Source organism: Paenarthrobacter sp. CM16, from assembly GCF_013179505.1.
Taxonomy (GTDB): Bacteria; Actinomycetota; Actinomycetes; order Actinomycetales; family Micrococcaceae; genus Arthrobacter.
This window is the reverse complement of sequence record NZ_JABMCX010000018.1, coordinates 12,247-27,715: the sequence shown is the minus strand read 5'-3', so window position 1 is coordinate 27,715 and position 15,469 is coordinate 12,247. Positions and strand designations below refer to the sequence as shown.

Sequence of the window (15,469 nt, the reverse complement as noted above, 5' to 3'; positions counted from 1 at the left end):
GATCTCGATCGTTGCGTCGTAGCCTGCCGCCCGCAGCTGCCGCTCGGCGGATGCGGCCAGCTGGTCGGCCAGCAGGCGGCTCGACGACGGGACACCGAGTCCGGCGGAAAGAACGGTGATGCGGCGGGTTTCCATGGCATTCTCCTGTTGCTTGTTCCTCCAGTTTACATGCGTTTGCATCTAAATCAATGAACAGGGCCCCGCCCGGAAGTATTCCCGGAGGGGTCTAACTCATCCCAAATTGAGCCAGAAACGCCACCGTAGCCGCGGAAATCTGCTCTTGGGCAACCTCACGGCCCACGGAAGGTTCTCCATCACCGGGCTGGGCCCCATAGCTCCCGAAGAATGCGTGATTGCCGCCCTGAACCTCCACGAACGTGGCATCCAGAGGCAGGAGTTCGCGGGAGGCGTTGATCTTTTCGGGCGTGCTGAGGCCGTCCTCGGAACCGGAGATGGATAGAACCTTCAGCCCTGCCCGGTCACGCATGGAATCCAGCGGATAGGAGGCGTACAGGAGCAGGCCGTCAACGTCCTGGTTACCCAGCGCGAACGAACTTGCACTGACTCCACCCAGCGAATGGCCCCCAACCGCCCACGTTGAGATCTCCGGATGCGCTGCCATGGCACTACGCGCTTGGTTCCCGTCCAGCAAACTGAGGTTGAGGGGTGTCTTGAGGATGACCACCAGGGCACCGGCTTCCGCAGCCGGCTTGAGGATATCCACATAGGCCCGGGCCTCAACCCGCGCCCCCGGGTAGAAGACCAACCCCTTGCCGGCCGGCCCGCCGTCGGGCGTCAGGACAATCGCCGTCGGCTCTTCAGCAACAGAAACGCCGGCCGCTGTGGCAGCCCCTGCCGGTTGATAGGCGAAAGGGTTCAGCCAAGCCAGCATTGCCACAAGCGCCAGAACAACCAGGCGAACAGCCCACGCCCCTACCGCCCTGGGGACAGAACGCTTCAAGGGAACGCGGCGGCGCCGCCACAGCAGGACACCCCAAAGAAGTCCGACGACGGCGGCACTCACCAACACGGCGGGCAGCAGCGGGTGACCACGCAGAACGGCTGGATTCCCGATCAGCATCCACAGCGGAACCAGGACCAACGCCGCAGCACACACCCCCGAGGCCCAATAGAGAACGGGCCTGCGAGTTGCCGGAAGGACGTCAGGAGAGGAAGTCATCCTCCAATAATAGTTCCATCATGGAGATAGTTTCGACCGAGTGGGTACGGTTCCGGCCCGTCAACTACGAGGAGCGTGCGTGGACAGGAAGGCAAACGTCTTGTCCCGCGCCTCGCGTGCCTCGTCAAAGTTCAGGTGGAATTGGTATTCGTGCGGAAGTTCAGGCTGGTGGTTCGCGGGCCAGAACAGCTCAGTCACCGGGACGCCGGCGTCCTTGAGGCGGTTGCTGTAGGGCACGGACTGGAGCCAGGTGAGCCCGTCACCGTTGCCGCCGCTGATGAAGGTCGGCGGAAAGTCGTCAGTGACGAAATCGATGGTGGACATGGTGGCCCCGGCGTAAGTGGCAGACCAATCCTTGGTGCCCGTGTAAGCCCAGAGGGAGGTCTTGAAGCCCCAGGCTACGATGCCGCTGAGATCAGCCATGGCCCGGAGGTCGTAGACGCCGCAATGCAGGATGGTGGCCGACAACTCCGATTTTTGGAGGGCCGGCTCGATCCCCATCAGGTTGGCGTAGGCGGGGTTTACAGTGAGCGTGGTCATCTGGCTGGCCAGTTGGGCGCCTGCAGAGTCACCGGCCAGCACAATGCGGCTGGTATCCACGTTGAGTTCGGCGGCGTGTGCCTTGATGTAGGCGAGGGCTTCATTGATGTCACGCACGGCAGTGGGATACGTGGCCTCGGGGGCGATCGGGTAGCTCATGCCAATGGTGGTGTAACCCTCGGCAGCGATGATTTGGAGGTACGGATTCACATCCCGCTGCGCTCCGGAAATCCAGGCTCCTCCGTGAATCCACACCACCGTGGGAAGTGGCGTGGTGGTTCCCTCGGGGCTGAAGACGTCAAAGGTGGAACCGGGCTTGTACACCACGCCGGCTTGGGTTTGCAGCGGTGCATCGGGAACGTATGGCGTCATTTCATCGATGGTTGCCTGCGCACCGCGCTCAAAGACAGTCCGGATCAACATGGCGGAAGGCCACGGAGTAGCGGACAGCGCCACGGCAATGATCAGCACCACCAATATCGCCAACTCGAGTTTCCGGTGCCGGGTGGACCGCCTTCGCCGGCTCTTCGAGGGAGAACCCGCCTGCGCTGATTCATCCCGCCTCGTACTGGCTTGGATCGATTCCAACGGCCCCATTGCACACTCCCCCGGTCGGCGTATCTCTGGACCATGGTATGGCGCAAGGGCGTCCGCGAGCATCAGGACAACGGTCGCGCCGCCTGCAGCAGGACGCCTTCGCCGCCGTCGAACCTCACCGTATGAAAACCGGGGCGCCGCGCAACCTCCCTGAAGCCCCACCGCGCGTGCAAAGCCAACGACGCTTCATTGCGCGCGTTGACCACGTACCAGGCACTCTCCGCCCGCTCCCACACCCACTGGAGCCGGTCCCGGGTCAGCTCCACCGCCACTCCCTGACGCCGGAAACCGGGCCGAACGGTGACTCCACCCAAATAGTGCCCCGCTGGTGCCGGACCGTCGCCATGGTCCCAGTAGTGCGTTTTCGCCCAGCCCACGACGCCGGAACCTCCATCCGCCGCCACGTTCGCTTGAGTTTCTGCCACCAGGACCAGACGCACGGGGTCCATGATTGCGGCGGTCATATTAGCGGCGAACCGCTTCGAGCCGGTGGTGGAAATACCACCCGCATCCAGCTCCACAGCCAGTATGTTCGCCACGTCAGCGGGCAGGGCGGGCCGGATGGTGAAAGACATCGGCTCAGTCTAGTCAGCAGAAGCGCTTGCAGAATGAGTGCCAACTCATAGAGTGGGATCTGGCCACTGATCGCCTGTCCGGCACGTACGAAAGCAGACCATGACACACCCAGCAATCGCCCCCTTGGACGGTGTCCGGGTCCTGGAACTCGGCAACTACATAGCGGCTCCCACGGCAGGACGCCTGCTGGCTGACTTCGGAGCCGAGGTCATCAAGGTGGAGCGGCCCGGAACGGGCGATGAGCTGCGCAACTGGCGCCTGCACAAGGGCAACACCTCCATGCTCTACCGCACCCTTAACCGCAACAAGAAGTCCGTGGTCCTGGATCTACGCACCGACGCCGGCAAGCAGGCAGTGCTGGAGCTCGTTGCCAAGTGCGACATCCTCTTGGAGAACTTCCGCCCCGGCACTCTGGAGAAGTGGGGCCTGGGCCCGGAAGTCCTCAACGAAGCGAATCCGGACCTGATCGTCACCCGAATCTCCGCTTTCGGGCAGACGGGGCCGTTGTCCGAGCGGCCCGGTTTTGCCGCCGTCGCCGAAGCCTACGGCGGGTTCCGCAACCTGGTGGGCGATCCTGACCGCGCACCGGTTCGGGTGGGCGTCTCCATCGGAGACTCGATCGCAGGCCTCTACGCCGCCTTCGGCTCCATGATGAGCCTGTACCAGCGTGAAGCACGACGCCGGGACTCGGCTGGCGCTGTCCCCCTCACTGAGCGCATCATCGACGTCGCGTTGAACGAGGCCATGTTCTCCATGATGGAATCGCTGATCCCGGACTATCAGGCCTACGGCGTGGACCGGCAGCGCGTGGGTGGCCGCATGGAAGGAATCGCTCCGTCCAACGCGTACCTGTGCAAGGACGGTTCCAGCATTGTGGTGGCCGGCAATAGCGACTCGATATACCAGCGGTACATGCAAACCATTGGGCGCCCGGACCTGGCGGAGGACCCTTCCCTGCAATCGAACGCCGGGCGCTGGGCAAAGCGTGAGGAACTGGACCAGGCCATTGGCCAGTGGGCGGCGACGCTTACAAGCACCGAGGCCCTCGCGGTTCTCGAGGCCGCCGAGGTTCCGGCCGGGCCTATCTACACCGCTGCTGACATCAGCACGGACAGCCAGTACGCAGCCCGGAACATGATCCAGAAGTTCGATGTTTCCACAGGGGAGGAGATCCTCCCCGGCGTCGGTTTCCCCGGCATTGTTCCGGTGATCGGGGACCAGTCCCTGCCCATTCGGAACCTGGGCCCGGACCTGGGCGAGAACACCCGGGAAATCCTTGGCGGGCTCCTGAACATGGACACCGCTCAGATCAATGCGGCTACCGGCCGCGAGGAAGCCACCCGAGCATGAACCACTATGAAAGCCCCCTCGCCTCAACGCCGGGCAACGTCATCCTGCGTGACGTCACGCTGCGCGACGGACTCCAGCTCACGGGCAAACTCCTGCCCACCGAGCAGAAGATCGAGATGGTCCGCGAATTGCTGCGGCTGGGCGTGCCGGCCATCGAGCTCGGTTCCATGGCCCGCGCAGACTTGGTCCCCACCATGGCCAATACGCTTGAAGTGGTGCAAGCACTCACCCCGGAGGAATTGGAAAGGTGTTGGATCTGGGTAGCCACCCCCGGTCACGTAGCCAAGGCTTCAGCGGCGGGTGCCCGTAATTTCCAGTACTGTTTATCGGCCTCGGATTCGCACAATAAAGCGAATATCGGGCGGACCACGGACCAGAGCTTGGCCGCTCTGCCTGAGGCTGTTGAGTACACGCGCGCCGTGAACGGTCGGATCCAGTTGTGTATTGCCACCTCGTTCACCTGCCCGTTCGAGGGATATGTCCCGGAGGAACGCGTTCTCTCCATCGCCAATGACCCCCGCGCTGAAGGCACCACGGACATCGTCATCTGCGACACCTTGGGCCAGGCCTTCCCCGCCCAGGTTTCCCGCCTGATCGCGCGGGTCCGGGACGAGTCTCCCGCTCGACGGATCGTCTATCACGGCCATGACACCTGGGGCCTGGGGGTGGCAAACACCTTGGCTGCCATCCAGGCCGGTGCGGCCATGGTTGACGGCGCTCTTGGTGGTTTGGGCGGTTGCCCGTTCGCGCCCGGCGCCAGCGGCAACACCGCCAGCGAGGACATTCTCTTCGCCACCCGCCCGGAGTGGCTGACGCGGGAGGTGTTCGGCGGGCTCGTGGTTCTTTCCGAAAAGCTGCTGGCCGAATTGGGTGAGCCCAACCGCTCCAAGGCGGCCCAGGGTGCACGTTCCAAGGCAGAGGCATTCGACTGGGTCATTCCTGCCGCTGTGCAGCCTGCGCCCTAGCGCTGCTTCCTAGCCTTTCCTGCCCGCTCCACCGGCAGCCATCAGTGCCAGCCGCCTCAGGGTCTCTCGGTTCCGCACAGCTATCACCGGGTCCCGCAGTGCCTTGGGTATCACTTTTCCAGGCCCTCGCACGGCGTCCTCTTCAATGGAGACCCTGCACTGGTTACCACCGAGGTCTTCCAGGGTGATCAGCACTTTGGCTTCGCCCAGAGGCCAGCCCCTGGCCACAATTTCCAATGACTTGCCCGGATCCATGCCGGTCACCCTGCTGCTGTCATCGAGCAGGAAGGGCCATGACCCCACTGAATGGTGCAGCTTGGAGCCTACCTGCGGCCAGTGATCGTCCACGGCACGGATCCTTGAGGCACCCACCACCCAGCCGGAATAGAGCCAGCCGTCCTCAATGACCTTCCAGACCTCGACGGCGGGAGACGTGAACAACTGCGTCACGGTGGACATGTGGATCCTTTCTGAGCAGATGCGGCCGCGGCGATGACATTAAGCTAAGCATGCTTATTGTTCACTTGCCATAGGCTGCTGCTTTGTCAGGAATGCGGCTTGGTGGCTTTGCCGTCCAACCAGAGCATGTCCGACTCGTCCCGGTGAGTCCCGTCCGACCCCACATGCTTGCTGTCGATCTGTGGCCCCTTTTTGATGACGTGAACCAAGGCCATTCCATGGCCACGGCCAAGATCGTAGTCAGCTTTGAGCCATTCAAGGATGGTCCCGGCCTTCACGGAAGGATCATTGAACCCCTTGGATTCGGCGATCTCAACCAATTGCCGCGGCGTGAGCCCGGTCTTGTCTTCAACGGCATCGAGGTAAGCCTGGAATGACATCAGCGTGGCCCTTCAGAGTTGGTTCACCGGGAGGAATTGTTAACTGCGTGCGGTCATCCTATCGGCCGGAATGCATGGCCACGGCCAAGGTAGGCTGAGATCTTCAATCCGGGGGAAATACATGGCTGAATCGCTCCACGTTCAAGCGCGCCCGCGCAAAGGATGCATCTCCGTGCTGATTAGCGGGGTTGTCCTGGTTGCGTGGCTTTGCTCAATTCTGTGGACCGCAATAGATGAAGGCGGCGTCCCGTCCGATGCAGGATTCCCCGCAATTCCCGCACCCAGCACAGTAGGCGCGATTTCCGAGGAATGTGGGTCGGGAGGCTGTTGGCGCGAAATGGTTGTAGACGTCAAACCACCGCAGACCGCCGGCTCCCTGGCAGTGGAAATGGACCTGGCTTCGGAACGTTGCGAACCCGTGAATTTATGGACCCTGCGAAAGACCTGCACCGGGATCGCCAACGCCGGCGGCAAGGATTTCCGGATCTACCTCCGCTACTCCCCCGTACTCTCCAAGTATTAATGGCGCGAATGACTGAATCCAAGGAAGCGAATTTATGACGTGGCGCCGGGTATCTGCGCAGGTATCGGGTTGCTCGCACGCGCCCCTACACTGATCGCATGATGTGCCGTGGGTGGCGTTTGTTTGTGGCGGGTATGGCCTTCGCTGTGGCCATCCCGCTTTTGGCCGCCTGCGACTACGGCGGCCCCGGTTCCGTCGGTTCTGGTTCCGAGGCGACCAGCACAAGCCCTGGCACCATCACCGTCGAGGTGAACCAATCCCGGGACCAATACGGCAAACAGGCCATCCTGCTGCAGCTCACCAACACCACGGAGTCACCGGTGACCGTCACCGGAGCCCGGTTGCACTCCGTGCTGTTCCAGAGTGACATCTCCTGGGAACCATCAGAGGGCAGCCTTGAATTGCCGCCGCGTCAGCCTAAAAGCCTTCCCGTAACCTTGCCCGCGGCCGCCTGCGGAACACAAGAAGCCTCAACGGAACTTACCGCCGGCATCACCTACTCAGTACCGGGCAAGGCGCCTGTGGAGCAGAACACCAGCGCTTCAGACCCGTTCGGCGTGCTGAGCAGAAACGCCGGCGAGCTGTGCCTCGCAACGGCAGCAGCCGCCGTCGTGACCATAGTCTTGGATTCGGGACTTGAGGTCGCCGCGGACGGCCGCACCGCCGTCGTACGCCTTGTCATGACCCCGGCCGGACCGGGATCCGGCACGGAACAACTCACCATTGAATCCATCGATGAGACCACGTTGCTGGCCCAAACCCCCACGGCTCCCTGGCCCCGGAATGTCACCCTGGGCGCCGCCAAGCAGGAACTCCCGCTGACCATCCGCCCTGCCCGTTGCGATCCGCACGCTGTTGCCGAGGACAAAGTGGGGACGCTCTTGCCGCTGCGGGTCGCAGTGGGCAACCGGAAGGGTGTGCTGAAGATTCCGGCGCCGGATGACCTGCGGGGCCGGATCTACGACTTCGTCACGGCATCCTGCGCCCCTGCAGGCTAGCGGCTAGCCGAGGGTGGCAAGGGCGCGTGGAGCGCACTCCACTTTCACCTTGACGTTGGCCTCTACGGACTTCACTTCGCCGTCCATTTGATACGGCAGCGGCTTGAGCGTGGTGAATTCGTAACTGCTCACACTCGGCTGATCGCCCAGGCCCTGCGTGGTGGCCTTCAGCGCAGTCAGGAGAGTGCGCCATTTGGGCATGTGCGGGAAGACGATCACCTCGAATTTCCCATCCGAGGGGTGGTCGTCAGCTTCGCTCAACGTGGCGTACTTGGCCATCTCATTGATATTGGCGAAAACGAGGCTGTCGAACTTCCGGCGTTTGCCGTCGGCCATGCGGATGCCAAAGGGCTCGAACTTGGAGAAGGTCTGGATCACGGTGACCATTTCCTTCAAGGCACCCTTGCTGCCCTTTTCGAGTTCGGTGGCCACCACCGGGGTGAGGCCGAACCCGATATATGAGTGTGCGTATTCAAGGGGCTCATTCTCCGTTTGGCCCGTGTGAATCCGGAGAAGGTCGATGTGATGGACATGTCCCTCCGCAATGGCCTCTTCCAAGGGCTTGGTGGCCATGATCCGGCTATGGTCGTTGGCGTTGCCGGCAGCCCTGACTGCGCAGACGGCTCGAGGATTCCCGGCCTGCATCACACCGTTGACCACCTCGTTGTAACCGCCGTCGCCGCTGACGGACACCACCAGGACGTCACCGCCCGTGGAGGCTGCTTCCCGTGCAAGATCGACGGCGTGACCGGCATGTTCAGTGGGCTGGAGGGTGATCTCGGGCTGGTACTTAAGGAGTTCCTTCAGCCGGTCATGCAACTGCTGAGCCAGTTCGGGTGCATCCCCCGTGCTGTTCGGGTTGAAAATGATGACGATCGACTCAAAGGTCCGGGCAGAATCCACAGTGTGCTCCTGATTCATTGCGAGGTCCCTTTTCAGGCGGTAGTTTTCCTCGGAAGTTCCATACTATTCGCAATGCAATGGGGTTCCGGATGAGTCCGGAACGTGAAACCATGAAAAAGGGTTTCCAGAAGCGGAGGCCCAAACAATCAGCCTGATGCGGTGTGTTGCTGTATCAGCAGCGGGGAAAACCCATGGAAGACTCACGCCAGACGGCGCGCACGCTGGTCAGGGAGCATGAGATCACCCTCGACGACCTTTGGGCCTGGTATTGGGCCAACGGTGGGAACGCGAGGCTTTGGGATTTCGACGCCTACATTTTCGGCATTCAGGAACGCGATCCGTTCGACCTGAAGATCCTCACTTGGGCGATGGAAGACCTGGACGCCCGGACACTGCTGTAACGGCACGAATCAGCGCTTTTGCGTCCTTTCCGCTGCCAGCCGGGCGGCAACCCTGGCAATCAACTCATAAGGGATCGGCTTGTTCAAGGGAAACTTCAACGTCCCCTTCCCGGCGAGATACGGCTCCAGATCGATATTCAGCGTTTCGTCTCCACGCGGCACCGGATACACCGAAATGTGGTGTGCCCAGGCAGCGAAGTACACCACGTAGTGTCCCTCGATGGTGACAGTGGGAATGTCATAGCTGATCATCTCGCCGGCGCCGGGAACTGCCGCGTGAATGTGCCGGCGAATCTCCTGGAGGATCCGCTGGGTTTCCGCAGGTTGGGCCGCGATGTACGCGTCCACCGTGGGGTGTTTCTCAACCATCGCCACTCTCTTCCTCACCGTGGATACTCAGCACCTCGGACTCAGCACCGTCGGTAAACCGCCCTCGGGTACTGACATAGGAGCCACGCTAAGCGCTCCAACAACGACCCGCCAGTCCCGCCGGTAGGGTTGCACCATGGGGACAGTTTTGGAGGCCGAAGGCCTGTTGGTTGGTTATGCGGGGGCTCCGGTTTGCGGCGAAGTCAACGCTTCGGTGGCCGCAGGGGACGTCTTGGGAATCGTCGGAGTCAATGGCGCAGGAAAGTCCACGGTGGCCCGGACTCTTGCGGGGCGTCAGGCTTCCCTGTCCGGAGACGTGAAGGTCCACGGCTTGCTTATCGATCCGGATGCCGTCCCCTTCCGACGGCAGGTCTCTGCCGTTTTCGATGACGACCTCTTCTTCCCGTCCCTCACAGTCCGGGAGCATTTGCTGCTGGTTGCCCGGGGGCACTCGCTGGATGACCCGGAAACGCGGGTGGAGGAGGAGTTGGAATTCTTCGGGCTGGTGGGCAGGTCGCATGCCATCCCGGATGCGTTGTCTTCCGGTCAGCGGCGCAGGCTGCTGCTCGCAGCGGGACTGATCCGCCCGTCGTCGCTCCTGATCCTCGATGAGCCTGAGCAACGGCTGGACCCCCGGATGCGGGTGGCCCTCAGTGATCGCATCGCCGCCCACGCCAAAGATGGTGGCGCGGTGGTCCTGGTAACCCATGATCCCCAGCTGCTGCTCGCCACAGCCTCCACGTGTTTGGTCATCGACGAGGAAGTCCGGGAATTCGACCCGGAGCAGGGGGCCTCGATCATTGCCGGCTCCTGACATGCTCAATCGTGAATCGTTGGCACAAAGCAGTGAATTGGCCGCTGACGTTGTCCGCTTCACCCGCCGCTCCGCCCGGCGTTACAAGCGCAGCCGGACCTCGTGGGGTGACCGTTTTGTTGACGCCTACAGCTGGGGCCTTGGGATCGGCGTCTCGTTGACCATGGCAGCCTCGTTCGTCCTGGCGCTGCGCACCGAGATTGCCGGGCGGGCATCAACCGGCAGCATCATCGGGGAGCAATGGCTCCTCCTTCCGGAACCCGTCCTGTGGACGTCAGTGACATTTGCAGTCCTCCTGGTCATCAGCAATCTGGCGCGCAAGCTTGGACCCATGACGGTTAGCGGCGCAGAGAGTACCTGGTGGTTGTCGCTGCCGGTGGACCGCCGACCCATGGTCCTGCCCCCGTTCTTCCGTAAAGTGGCTCTCACGGCGGGTGGTTCGGCCATCATCTACCTGCCCTTCAGCTTGGTGACCGCCGTTGACCGCACCGCGGTTGATCATATTCTCGCTTCACTTACCTTCGCCGGCGCAGGCACGGTTGCCGTGCTCCTATCGGCCATGCAGCAGCTCGGCTGGTGGAGCCGGCGCACAGCCAAAATCACGACGACGGCCGCCCTCCTCGCCTGCGCAGTCCTTCCCGCGCTGTCCTGGTCTCTTTGGCCGCCGGCGCTGGTGGCCGCTGCCGCCGTCGGACTCCTGGCGTTGGTGGCTCGCCGCGCCGGGCGAGTGCGGGGTGAAGAGTTGGTTCGCGGTGGTGCTGTTGCCGGGCACGCCGGCGCTTCACTGTTCATGATGGACGCCAACGAGGTACTGCGTGCTCTGGGCAGCGGCCGTCAAAGGGTCGACGGCGGCCGGGCGGCCCGCTTTTACGCCCGGCCAACGCGCGGCCCCCTGCGGGCGCTGATCCGTGCCGATGCCGTTGCCTTCCTCCGGCTGAATCCCCCGCTGGCCCCATCCATCCTCTGGCTTGCAGCCTGCATGGCGATACTGCTCGTAGAAGGCGGACTGCCCGAATTCGCCCAGCTGGCGGTCATCGTGATCGCCGGATGCGCCGCAGCGTCCGGCATGGGAACCGTGGCCCGCAAAACCGCCCTGGTTCCAGAGCTCGACGCCCTGCTGCCACTGCATCCGGCCCTTGTCAGGACCAGTCGCACGCTGATGCCCTGCCTGGCAATGGCACTATGGATGACCGCGCTCAGCGGGCTGCTGGTTCTTCTCGGTGCTGCAGATCCCTTGCTGATGGCGGTGGGCGCCCTTGCAGGTGTGGGCATGGGTGCTGGGACTCTCCGCGCCGCCACCAGGACTCCGCCTGACTGGACAGCTCCGCCGGTTGAGACTCCGTTCGGCCCTGTTCCCCGCGCCCAACTGGGCTCCCTGCTCCGCGGGCTGGACGTGACCATCCTGGCCACGATTCCACTCCTGGTGGCCCTTTACCTGGGCTACGTCCCGTGGTCCGTGCTGCTGGTTCAAGCCGTGTTCAGTGCAGGGATCTTCCTGGTGGTTGTGCTGTCACGGCCCAAGCGGACCTGACGACGTTAAGGATTCAGAGCCGTACCGTTCCCTCGATGCACGTGGCCGACACTCCACCCACCCAGATCTCCCCGTCCTCGGCTTTGATGTGCACCCTCCCGGCCCTCCCGAGCACGGTGCCTTGGGCCGCCACGTATTCCTGGGGTGCCCTGCCGGAGCCGATCAGCCACTGGGCCGCACCGGCATTGAAGCTACCGGTCACAGGATCTTCCACCATGGCATCTCCCGGAATGAACGTACGGACTTCAAAGTCCACGGGGGAACCTGGCTGGTGCGGACCGATAACCCCAACCTTGAACTCACCCATGGCGACGAGGTCCGGATCGATGGCCAGCACCTGCTCCGCCGAGCTGAGGAGCACGCCGATCCAGGTGGGTCCATTCACCAGCCACGAAATATCCAGCAACTCATCTTGCGGAAGACGCAGGGCTGCCGCGAGCCGGGCCTTGATATCGTCTTCAACCGGACCAAAGCGCGTCAGCGGCGGCGCAGCGAAAGCCAGCCGCCCGGCGTCGTGCTTCAGCCTCACCAAACCGGCGCCGCACTCCTGGACAAGGACACCGTCAGTCTTGGGCACTCCCCCGGCCTGCAACCACGTGTGCGCCGAGCCGAGGGTGGGGTGCCCGGCGAACGGGAACTCTTCACTGCCCGTGAAGATCCGCACCTTGTAGTCCGCCAGCGGGTGGGTGGGAGGGAGCAGGAATGTGGTCTCGGAGAGGTTTGTCCAGTTGGCGAAGTGCTGCATTTTCTCGCTGCTGAGACCCTCGGCGTCCACCACCACGGCAAGCGGGTTGCCCCGATACGGCTGATCGGAGAAGACGTCCACTTGGTGGAACGGGCGGCTGCGCAGGGCTTCTGAAGTCACCCGTGAAGGCTACCATCGGGCTTTGCCGGGTAGTGCTGACTGATCTGTCCCCCGTCTGCGAAACTACCCCTATGGCAGAGAACAAGACCCAACCCACGGCGGTGTCCGTGGAAGAATTCCTGGCCGCGGTGGAACACCCGACACGGCGCGCGGACGCCTTCGAGCTGCTGGAGATGATGCGGGACATCACCGGTCAGGAACCCGTCATGTGGGGACCCACCATTGTGGGCTTCGGCAGCTATCACTACAAATACGAGACCGGCCGCGAGGGTGACTCGGCCGCCGTCGGGTTCTCACCACGGAAGGCCAACCTGGCACTGTACGGGCTGACCTACGGCCCCGACGCCGACAGGCTGCTTCCCGACCTCGGCAAACACAAGACCGGGGCCGCCTGCCTCTATGTCAACAAACTGGACGATGTGGACAAGGACGTCCTCGCGCAGATGATCCGCACGGGATACCGGCACGTCATGGACGAGCTCCACACCCCTTAAATCACCCGTCGATTTGGGCAAACAAAAGACCCCCACCACCGGAATCCGGTAGCGGGGGTCTTCAGTTGCAGTCAGAGACTACTTGCGCTGCGCGGGGTTACTTGCTTGCTACGACCTCGAGGTCGATGACAGCGGAAACGTCCTCGTGCAGGCGAACGTTGGCCGTGTACGAACCGACAGACTTGATGTGGTTCGGCAGTTCAACGTTGCGCTTGTCGATGGCGCCGAGGCCAGCGGCCTCGACAGCAGCAGCGACATCAGCAGGCTTGACGGTGCCGAAGAGACGACCGGACTCGCCGGCCTTCACCTCGAGCTTGACCTTCTTGGAGGACAGAGCCTGGGCCTGTGCCTGTGCAGCTTCAACAGAAGCGTGCGCACGAGCGGCGCGGGCAGCCTTGATGGACTCAACCTGCTTCTCGCCACCCTTGGACCAGGTCAGAGCGAAGCCGCGGGGCAGCAGGAAGTTACGTGCGTAACCGTCCTTGACCTCCACAACGTCGCCAGCAGCACCGAGACCGGTTACTTCGTGGGTCAGAATGAGCTTTGCCATGTTAGTTAATCCCTTCCCTTAGCCGCGGCCAGCGCCGGAGTAAGGCAGCAGAGCAACTTCGCGGGCGTTCTTGATTGCCTGGGCGATCTTGCGCTGTTCCTGAACGGTAACGCCAGTGACGCGACGAGCGCGGATCTTTCCGCGGTCGGAGATGAACTTGCGCAGCAGTGCTACGTCCTTGTAGTCGATGACAGTGATGTCAGCGGCCTTCAAGGGGTTGGACTTTGGTTTGGGCTTACGGAGTTCAGCCTTAGCCATCGTGGAGCTCCTTTTCTATGGAGCCCGTGGATATTGATCCACGGGATGGTGGTGTTCGACGGCGGTTGTCACCTTGGTGCCTTGCGGCAGTTCCGGTGAGTGTCCGGCGTCGGACGTTTATGTTTTGTTTAGAAGGGAGGTTCGGAATCCGGGCCGTTGCCCCAGCCGCCAGCGTTGCTGACACCGGGCGTAGCCCAAGGGTCATCCTGCTGTTGTGCGGGCTGGTTGCCACCCCAGGTTCCACCGGAGTTGCCGCCGCCCTGGTTTCCACCAGGAGCGCCACCTCCGAAGCCACCGGAATTACCGGCGTTACCGCCACCAAAGCCGCCCTGCCCGCCGCCGGAGCGCTGGGTGCGGTTGACCTTGGCGTTTGCGTAACGCAGGCTGGGGCCGATTTCGTCGACCTCAAGCTCAATTACGGTGCGCTTTTCGCCTTCTTTTGTTTCGTAGGAACGGCTCTTCAAACGGCCGGAAACGATGACGCGCATTCCCTTTGTGAGGGACTCCGCTACGTTCTCGGCTGCTTCGCGCCATACAGATGCGCGGAGGAACAGGGTTTCCCCGTCCTTCCACTCATTGGACTGGCGGTCAAAGGTCCGGGGAGTAGAAGCGATGGTGAAGTTCGCTACTGCCGAGCCAGACGGGGTGAACCGCAGCTCCGGGTCATTGGTGAGATTACCGATGACCGTAATAGTGGTTTCGCCTGCCATCTACTGCCTCCTTGTTCGTTCCTTCGGGGTAAAGATCTGGAAGGGGCTGATTACTCAGCAACGACCTTCTGGTCTTCAGGGCGGATGATCTTGGTGCGCATGATCGTCTCGTTGAGAGACAGCTGGCGATCAAGTTCCTTGGCGGTAGCCGGTGCTGCGGTGAAGTTCACCACTGCGTAGATACCTTCGGACTTCTTCTTGATGTCGTACGCCAGACGGCGACGGCCCCAGATGTCTACCTTTTCGATGGTTCCACCATCGGTGGTGATGACATTGAGGAACTTCTGAAGCGACGACTCTACGGTACGCTCTTCGACCTCGGGGTCGATGATTACCATCAATTCGTAAGGACGCATATGTGAACCCACCTCCTTTGGGCTAAGCGGTTACGGTATTTCCGTAACAGGAGGTTCATTTGCGATGCTGCGTCGGCGCTCCCCCACCGAAGACACGGCAAGAGGGCGTAACACAGACTTCAATATCTTAGTGCATCTCCTGCACTCAAAGCTATTCGAGAGCCTGCACGGCTGGAACCGGCCACTTGGCGTATGTGGATAACCCGGGCGCCCTGCAATGAATAGGCAGGAAACAAGGCGGACATGGAGCACGGAATACTGGATCCATGACCGTCCTGAAGTCCACCATCCTCTTTGTTCTGGCCGCCGTTGCAGAGATCGGCGGCGCCTGGCTGATCTGGCAGGCCGTCCGGGAGGGCAAAGCCTGGTGGTGGGCCGGCCTGGGCGTGGTCGCCCTGGGGATCTACGGCTTCTTCGCGGCGTTCCAACCCGATGCACACTTCGGCAGGGTCCTGGCCGCCTATGGGGGCGTGTTCATCGCGGGCTCACTTGCCTGGGGAATGCTGGTGGATGGCTTCCGTCCGGACCGCTGGGACGTGATCGGCGCGGCAATCTGCCTGGTTGGGGTGGGCGTCATCATGTTCGCGCCCCGCCCGGGCGGCTAGGCATCAACGCGGCCCGCGTCAGCCCGGATACTGCAAAACCCCCGG

The 15,469-nt window shown here is 62.5% G+C and carries 21 protein-coding genes and 1 pseudogene; 9 read left to right on the top strand and 13 right to left on the bottom strand.

Annotated elements, in window-relative coordinates; all coding sequences use genetic code 11:
• The 4 genes and pseudogenes from HP499_RS02840 to HP499_RS02825 form a co-directional block, all read right to left on the bottom strand.
• A pseudogene (locus tag HP499_RS02840) lies at positions 1-135 on the bottom strand (NADPH-dependent FMN reductase); the annotation flags it as partial.
• A gap of 91 nt (positions 136-226) precedes the next feature.
• Positions 227-1,180, bottom strand: a complete 954-nt coding sequence (locus tag HP499_RS02835) for an alpha/beta hydrolase (RefSeq protein ID WP_172322432.1) — start codon at positions 1,178-1,180, stop codon at positions 227-229.
• A gap of 60 nt (positions 1,181-1,240) precedes the next feature.
• Positions 1,241-2,317, bottom strand: coding sequence for an alpha/beta hydrolase (locus HP499_RS02830; protein ID WP_172322431.1), 1,077 nt, complete (start codon positions 2,315-2,317; stop codon positions 1,241-1,243).
• A gap of 62 nt (positions 2,318-2,379) precedes the next feature.
• Positions 2,380-2,892: a GNAT family N-acetyltransferase gene (locus HP499_RS02825; protein WP_172322430.1), complete on the bottom strand. Its 513-nt coding sequence runs from the start codon at positions 2,890-2,892 to the stop codon at positions 2,380-2,382.
• A gap of 100 nt (positions 2,893-2,992) precedes the next feature.
• On the opposite strand from HP499_RS02825, the gene HP499_RS02820 reads away from it, so the two are divergent.
• A complete protein-coding gene (locus HP499_RS02820; RefSeq protein ID WP_172322429.1) occupies positions 2,993-4,243 on the top strand; it encodes a CaiB/BaiF CoA-transferase family protein in 1,251 nt (416 codons plus the stop codon).
• On the top strand, positions 4,240-5,208 hold the full coding sequence (locus HP499_RS02815; protein WP_172322428.1) for a hydroxymethylglutaryl-CoA lyase: 969 nt from the start codon (positions 4,240-4,242) through the stop codon (positions 5,206-5,208). Before HP499_RS02820 ends, HP499_RS02815 begins: the two co-directional genes overlap by 4 nt.
• 9 nt (positions 5,209-5,217) lie before the next feature.
• On the opposite strand, the gene HP499_RS02810 is transcribed toward HP499_RS02815, so the two are convergent.
• Both HP499_RS02810 and HP499_RS02805 read right to left on the bottom strand, forming a co-directional pair.
• Entirely contained in the window at positions 5,218-5,667 is a 450-nt protein-coding gene (locus tag HP499_RS02810) for an SRPBCC family protein (RefSeq protein ID WP_172322427.1), read from the bottom strand.
• Positions 5,668-5,753: 86 nt separating this feature from the next.
• Positions 5,754-6,047 carry a DUF4287 domain-containing protein gene (locus HP499_RS02805; protein ID WP_172322426.1) on the bottom strand — a complete coding sequence of 98 codons (294 nt, stop codon included), beginning with the start codon at positions 6,045-6,047 and terminating at the stop codon, positions 5,754-5,756.
• A gap of 172 nt (positions 6,048-6,219) precedes the next feature.
• On the opposite strand from HP499_RS02805, the gene HP499_RS02800 reads away from it, so the two are divergent.
• Together HP499_RS02800 and HP499_RS24995 are read left to right on the top strand one after the other, a co-directional pair.
• Positions 6,220-6,570 (top strand): hypothetical protein, encoded by a 351-nt coding sequence (locus HP499_RS02800; RefSeq protein ID WP_309138329.1) that lies wholly within the window; start codon positions 6,220-6,222, stop codon positions 6,568-6,570.
• A 98-nt stretch (positions 6,571-6,668) separates the two neighbouring features.
• Complete coding sequence (locus HP499_RS24995) at positions 6,669-7,568, top strand: hypothetical protein (RefSeq protein ID WP_253951353.1); 900 nt, start codon at positions 6,669-6,671, stop codon at positions 7,566-7,568.
• Positions 7,569-7,571: 3 nt separating this feature from the next.
• Here the strand turns inward: HP499_RS24995 and HP499_RS02790 are convergent, their stop codons facing one another.
• Positions 7,572-8,471: a diacylglycerol kinase family protein gene (locus HP499_RS02790; RefSeq protein ID WP_172322433.1), complete on the bottom strand. Its 900-nt coding sequence runs from the start codon at positions 8,469-8,471 to the stop codon at positions 7,572-7,574.
• A 191-nt stretch (positions 8,472-8,662) separates the two neighbouring features.
• Here HP499_RS02790 and HP499_RS02785 point away from each other — a divergent pair, with 191 nt between their 5' ends.
• Positions 8,663-8,872, top strand: coding sequence for a hypothetical protein (locus HP499_RS02785; protein ID WP_216659679.1), 210 nt, complete (start codon positions 8,663-8,665; stop codon positions 8,870-8,872).
• Positions 8,873-8,881: 9 nt separating this feature from the next.
• Here the strand turns inward: HP499_RS02785 and HP499_RS02780 are convergent, their stop codons facing one another.
• Positions 8,882-9,241, bottom strand: coding sequence for an iron chaperone (locus HP499_RS02780; RefSeq protein WP_172322424.1), 360 nt, complete (start codon positions 9,239-9,241; stop codon positions 8,882-8,884).
• Between the two features lie 136 nt (positions 9,242-9,377).
• Between HP499_RS02780 and HP499_RS02775 the strand changes: the two genes are divergently transcribed.
• Together HP499_RS02775 and HP499_RS02770 are read left to right on the top strand one after the other, a co-directional pair.
• Entirely contained in the window at positions 9,378-10,055 is a 678-nt protein-coding gene (locus HP499_RS02775) for an ABC transporter ATP-binding protein (RefSeq protein WP_172322423.1), read from the top strand.
• A 1-nt stretch (position 10,056) separates the two neighbouring features.
• Positions 10,057-11,586, top strand: coding sequence for a DUF6297 family protein (locus HP499_RS02770; protein ID WP_172322422.1), 1,530 nt, complete (start codon positions 10,057-10,059; stop codon positions 11,584-11,586).
• A gap of 13 nt (positions 11,587-11,599) precedes the next feature.
• On the opposite strand, the gene HP499_RS02765 is transcribed toward HP499_RS02770, so the two are convergent.
• Positions 11,600-12,451, bottom strand: a complete 852-nt coding sequence (locus tag HP499_RS02765; RefSeq protein ID WP_172322421.1) for a PhzF family phenazine biosynthesis protein — start codon at positions 12,449-12,451, stop codon at positions 11,600-11,602.
• 71 nt (positions 12,452-12,522) lie between these two features.
• On the opposite strand from HP499_RS02765, the gene HP499_RS02760 reads away from it, so the two are divergent.
• Positions 12,523-12,945 carry a DUF1801 domain-containing protein gene (locus tag HP499_RS02760; RefSeq protein ID WP_172322420.1) on the top strand — a complete coding sequence of 141 codons (423 nt, stop codon included), beginning with the start codon at positions 12,523-12,525 and terminating at the stop codon, positions 12,943-12,945.
• A 97-nt stretch (positions 12,946-13,042) separates the two neighbouring features.
• On the opposite strand, the gene rplI is transcribed toward HP499_RS02760, so the two are convergent.
• From rplI to rpsF, 4 genes are all read right to left on the bottom strand, one after another.
• Complete coding sequence (gene rplI / locus HP499_RS02755) at positions 13,043-13,495, bottom strand: 50S ribosomal protein L9 (protein WP_024818808.1); 453 nt, start codon at positions 13,493-13,495, stop codon at positions 13,043-13,045.
• An 18-nt stretch (positions 13,496-13,513) separates the two neighbouring features.
• The gene (rpsR, locus tag HP499_RS02750) at positions 13,514-13,753 is read right to left on the bottom strand and encodes a 30S ribosomal protein S18 (protein ID WP_003800144.1); all 240 of its coding nucleotides are present in this window, start codon (positions 13,751-13,753) and stop codon (positions 13,514-13,516) included.
• 128 nt (positions 13,754-13,881) lie between these two features.
• Positions 13,882-14,463 (bottom strand): single-stranded DNA-binding protein, encoded by a 582-nt coding sequence (locus tag HP499_RS02745; protein ID WP_011776754.1) that lies wholly within the window; start codon positions 14,461-14,463, stop codon positions 13,882-13,884.
• Positions 14,464-14,513: 50 nt separating this feature from the next.
• Positions 14,514-14,819, bottom strand: coding sequence for a 30S ribosomal protein S6 (rpsF, locus tag HP499_RS02740; RefSeq protein ID WP_011776755.1), 306 nt, complete (start codon positions 14,817-14,819; stop codon positions 14,514-14,516).
• Positions 14,820-15,085: 266 nt separating this feature from the next.
• Here rpsF and HP499_RS02735 point away from each other — a divergent pair, with 266 nt between their 5' ends.
• A complete protein-coding gene (locus HP499_RS02735) occupies positions 15,086-15,424 on the top strand; it encodes a YnfA family protein (protein ID WP_172322419.1) in 339 nt (112 codons plus the stop codon).
• The last annotated feature ends 45 nt before the right edge of the window (positions 15,425-15,469 follow it).

Bases quoted from the DNA above. Each gene is read 5' to 3' on its own strand.
- HP499_RS02835 (WP_172322432.1), bottom strand. From the start codon at position 1,180: ATGACTTCCTCTCCTGACGTCCTTCCGGCAACTCGCAGGCCCGTTCTC.
- HP499_RS02830 (WP_172322431.1), bottom strand. From the start codon at position 2,317: ATGGGGCCGTTGGAATCGATCCAAGCCAGTACGAGGCGGGATGAATCA.
- HP499_RS02825 (WP_172322430.1), bottom strand. From the start codon at position 2,892: ATGTCTTTCACCATCCGGCCCGCCCTGCCCGCTGACGTGGCGAACATA.
- HP499_RS02820 (WP_172322429.1), top strand. From the start codon at position 2,993: ATGACACACCCAGCAATCGCCCCCTTGGACGGTGTCCGGGTCCTGGAA.
- HP499_RS02815 (WP_172322428.1), top strand. From the start codon at position 4,240: ATGAACCACTATGAAAGCCCCCTCGCCTCAACGCCGGGCAACGTCATC.
- HP499_RS02810 (WP_172322427.1), bottom strand. From the start codon at position 5,667: ATGTCCACCGTGACGCAGTTGTTCACGTCTCCCGCCGTCGAGGTCTGG.
- HP499_RS02805 (WP_172322426.1), bottom strand. From the start codon at position 6,047: ATGTCATTCCAGGCTTACCTCGATGCCGTTGAAGACAAGACCGGGCTC.
- HP499_RS24995 (WP_253951353.1), top strand. From the start codon at position 6,669: ATGATGTGCCGTGGGTGGCGTTTGTTTGTGGCGGGTATGGCCTTCGCT.
- HP499_RS02785 (WP_216659679.1), top strand. From the start codon at position 8,663: ATGGAAGACTCACGCCAGACGGCGCGCACGCTGGTCAGGGAGCATGAG.
- HP499_RS02780 (WP_172322424.1), bottom strand. From the start codon at position 9,241: ATGGTTGAGAAACACCCCACGGTGGACGCGTACATCGCGGCCCAACCT.
- HP499_RS02775 (WP_172322423.1), top strand. From the start codon at position 9,378: ATGGGGACAGTTTTGGAGGCCGAAGGCCTGTTGGTTGGTTATGCGGGG.
- HP499_RS02770 (WP_172322422.1), top strand. From the start codon at position 10,057: ATGCTCAATCGTGAATCGTTGGCACAAAGCAGTGAATTGGCCGCTGAC.
- HP499_RS02760 (WP_172322420.1), top strand. From the start codon at position 12,523: ATGGCAGAGAACAAGACCCAACCCACGGCGGTGTCCGTGGAAGAATTC.
- rplI (WP_024818808.1), bottom strand. From the start codon at position 13,495: ATGGCAAAGCTCATTCTGACCCACGAAGTAACCGGTCTCGGTGCTGCT.
- rpsR (WP_003800144.1), bottom strand. From the start codon at position 13,753: ATGGCTAAGGCTGAACTCCGTAAGCCCAAACCAAAGTCCAACCCCTTG.
- HP499_RS02745 (WP_011776754.1), bottom strand. From the start codon at position 14,463: ATGGCAGGCGAAACCACTATTACGGTCATCGGTAATCTCACCAATGAC.
- rpsF (WP_011776755.1), bottom strand. From the start codon at position 14,819: ATGCGTCCTTACGAATTGATGGTAATCATCGACCCCGAGGTCGAAGAG.
- HP499_RS02735 (WP_172322419.1), top strand. From the start codon at position 15,086: ATGACCGTCCTGAAGTCCACCATCCTCTTTGTTCTGGCCGCCGTTGCA.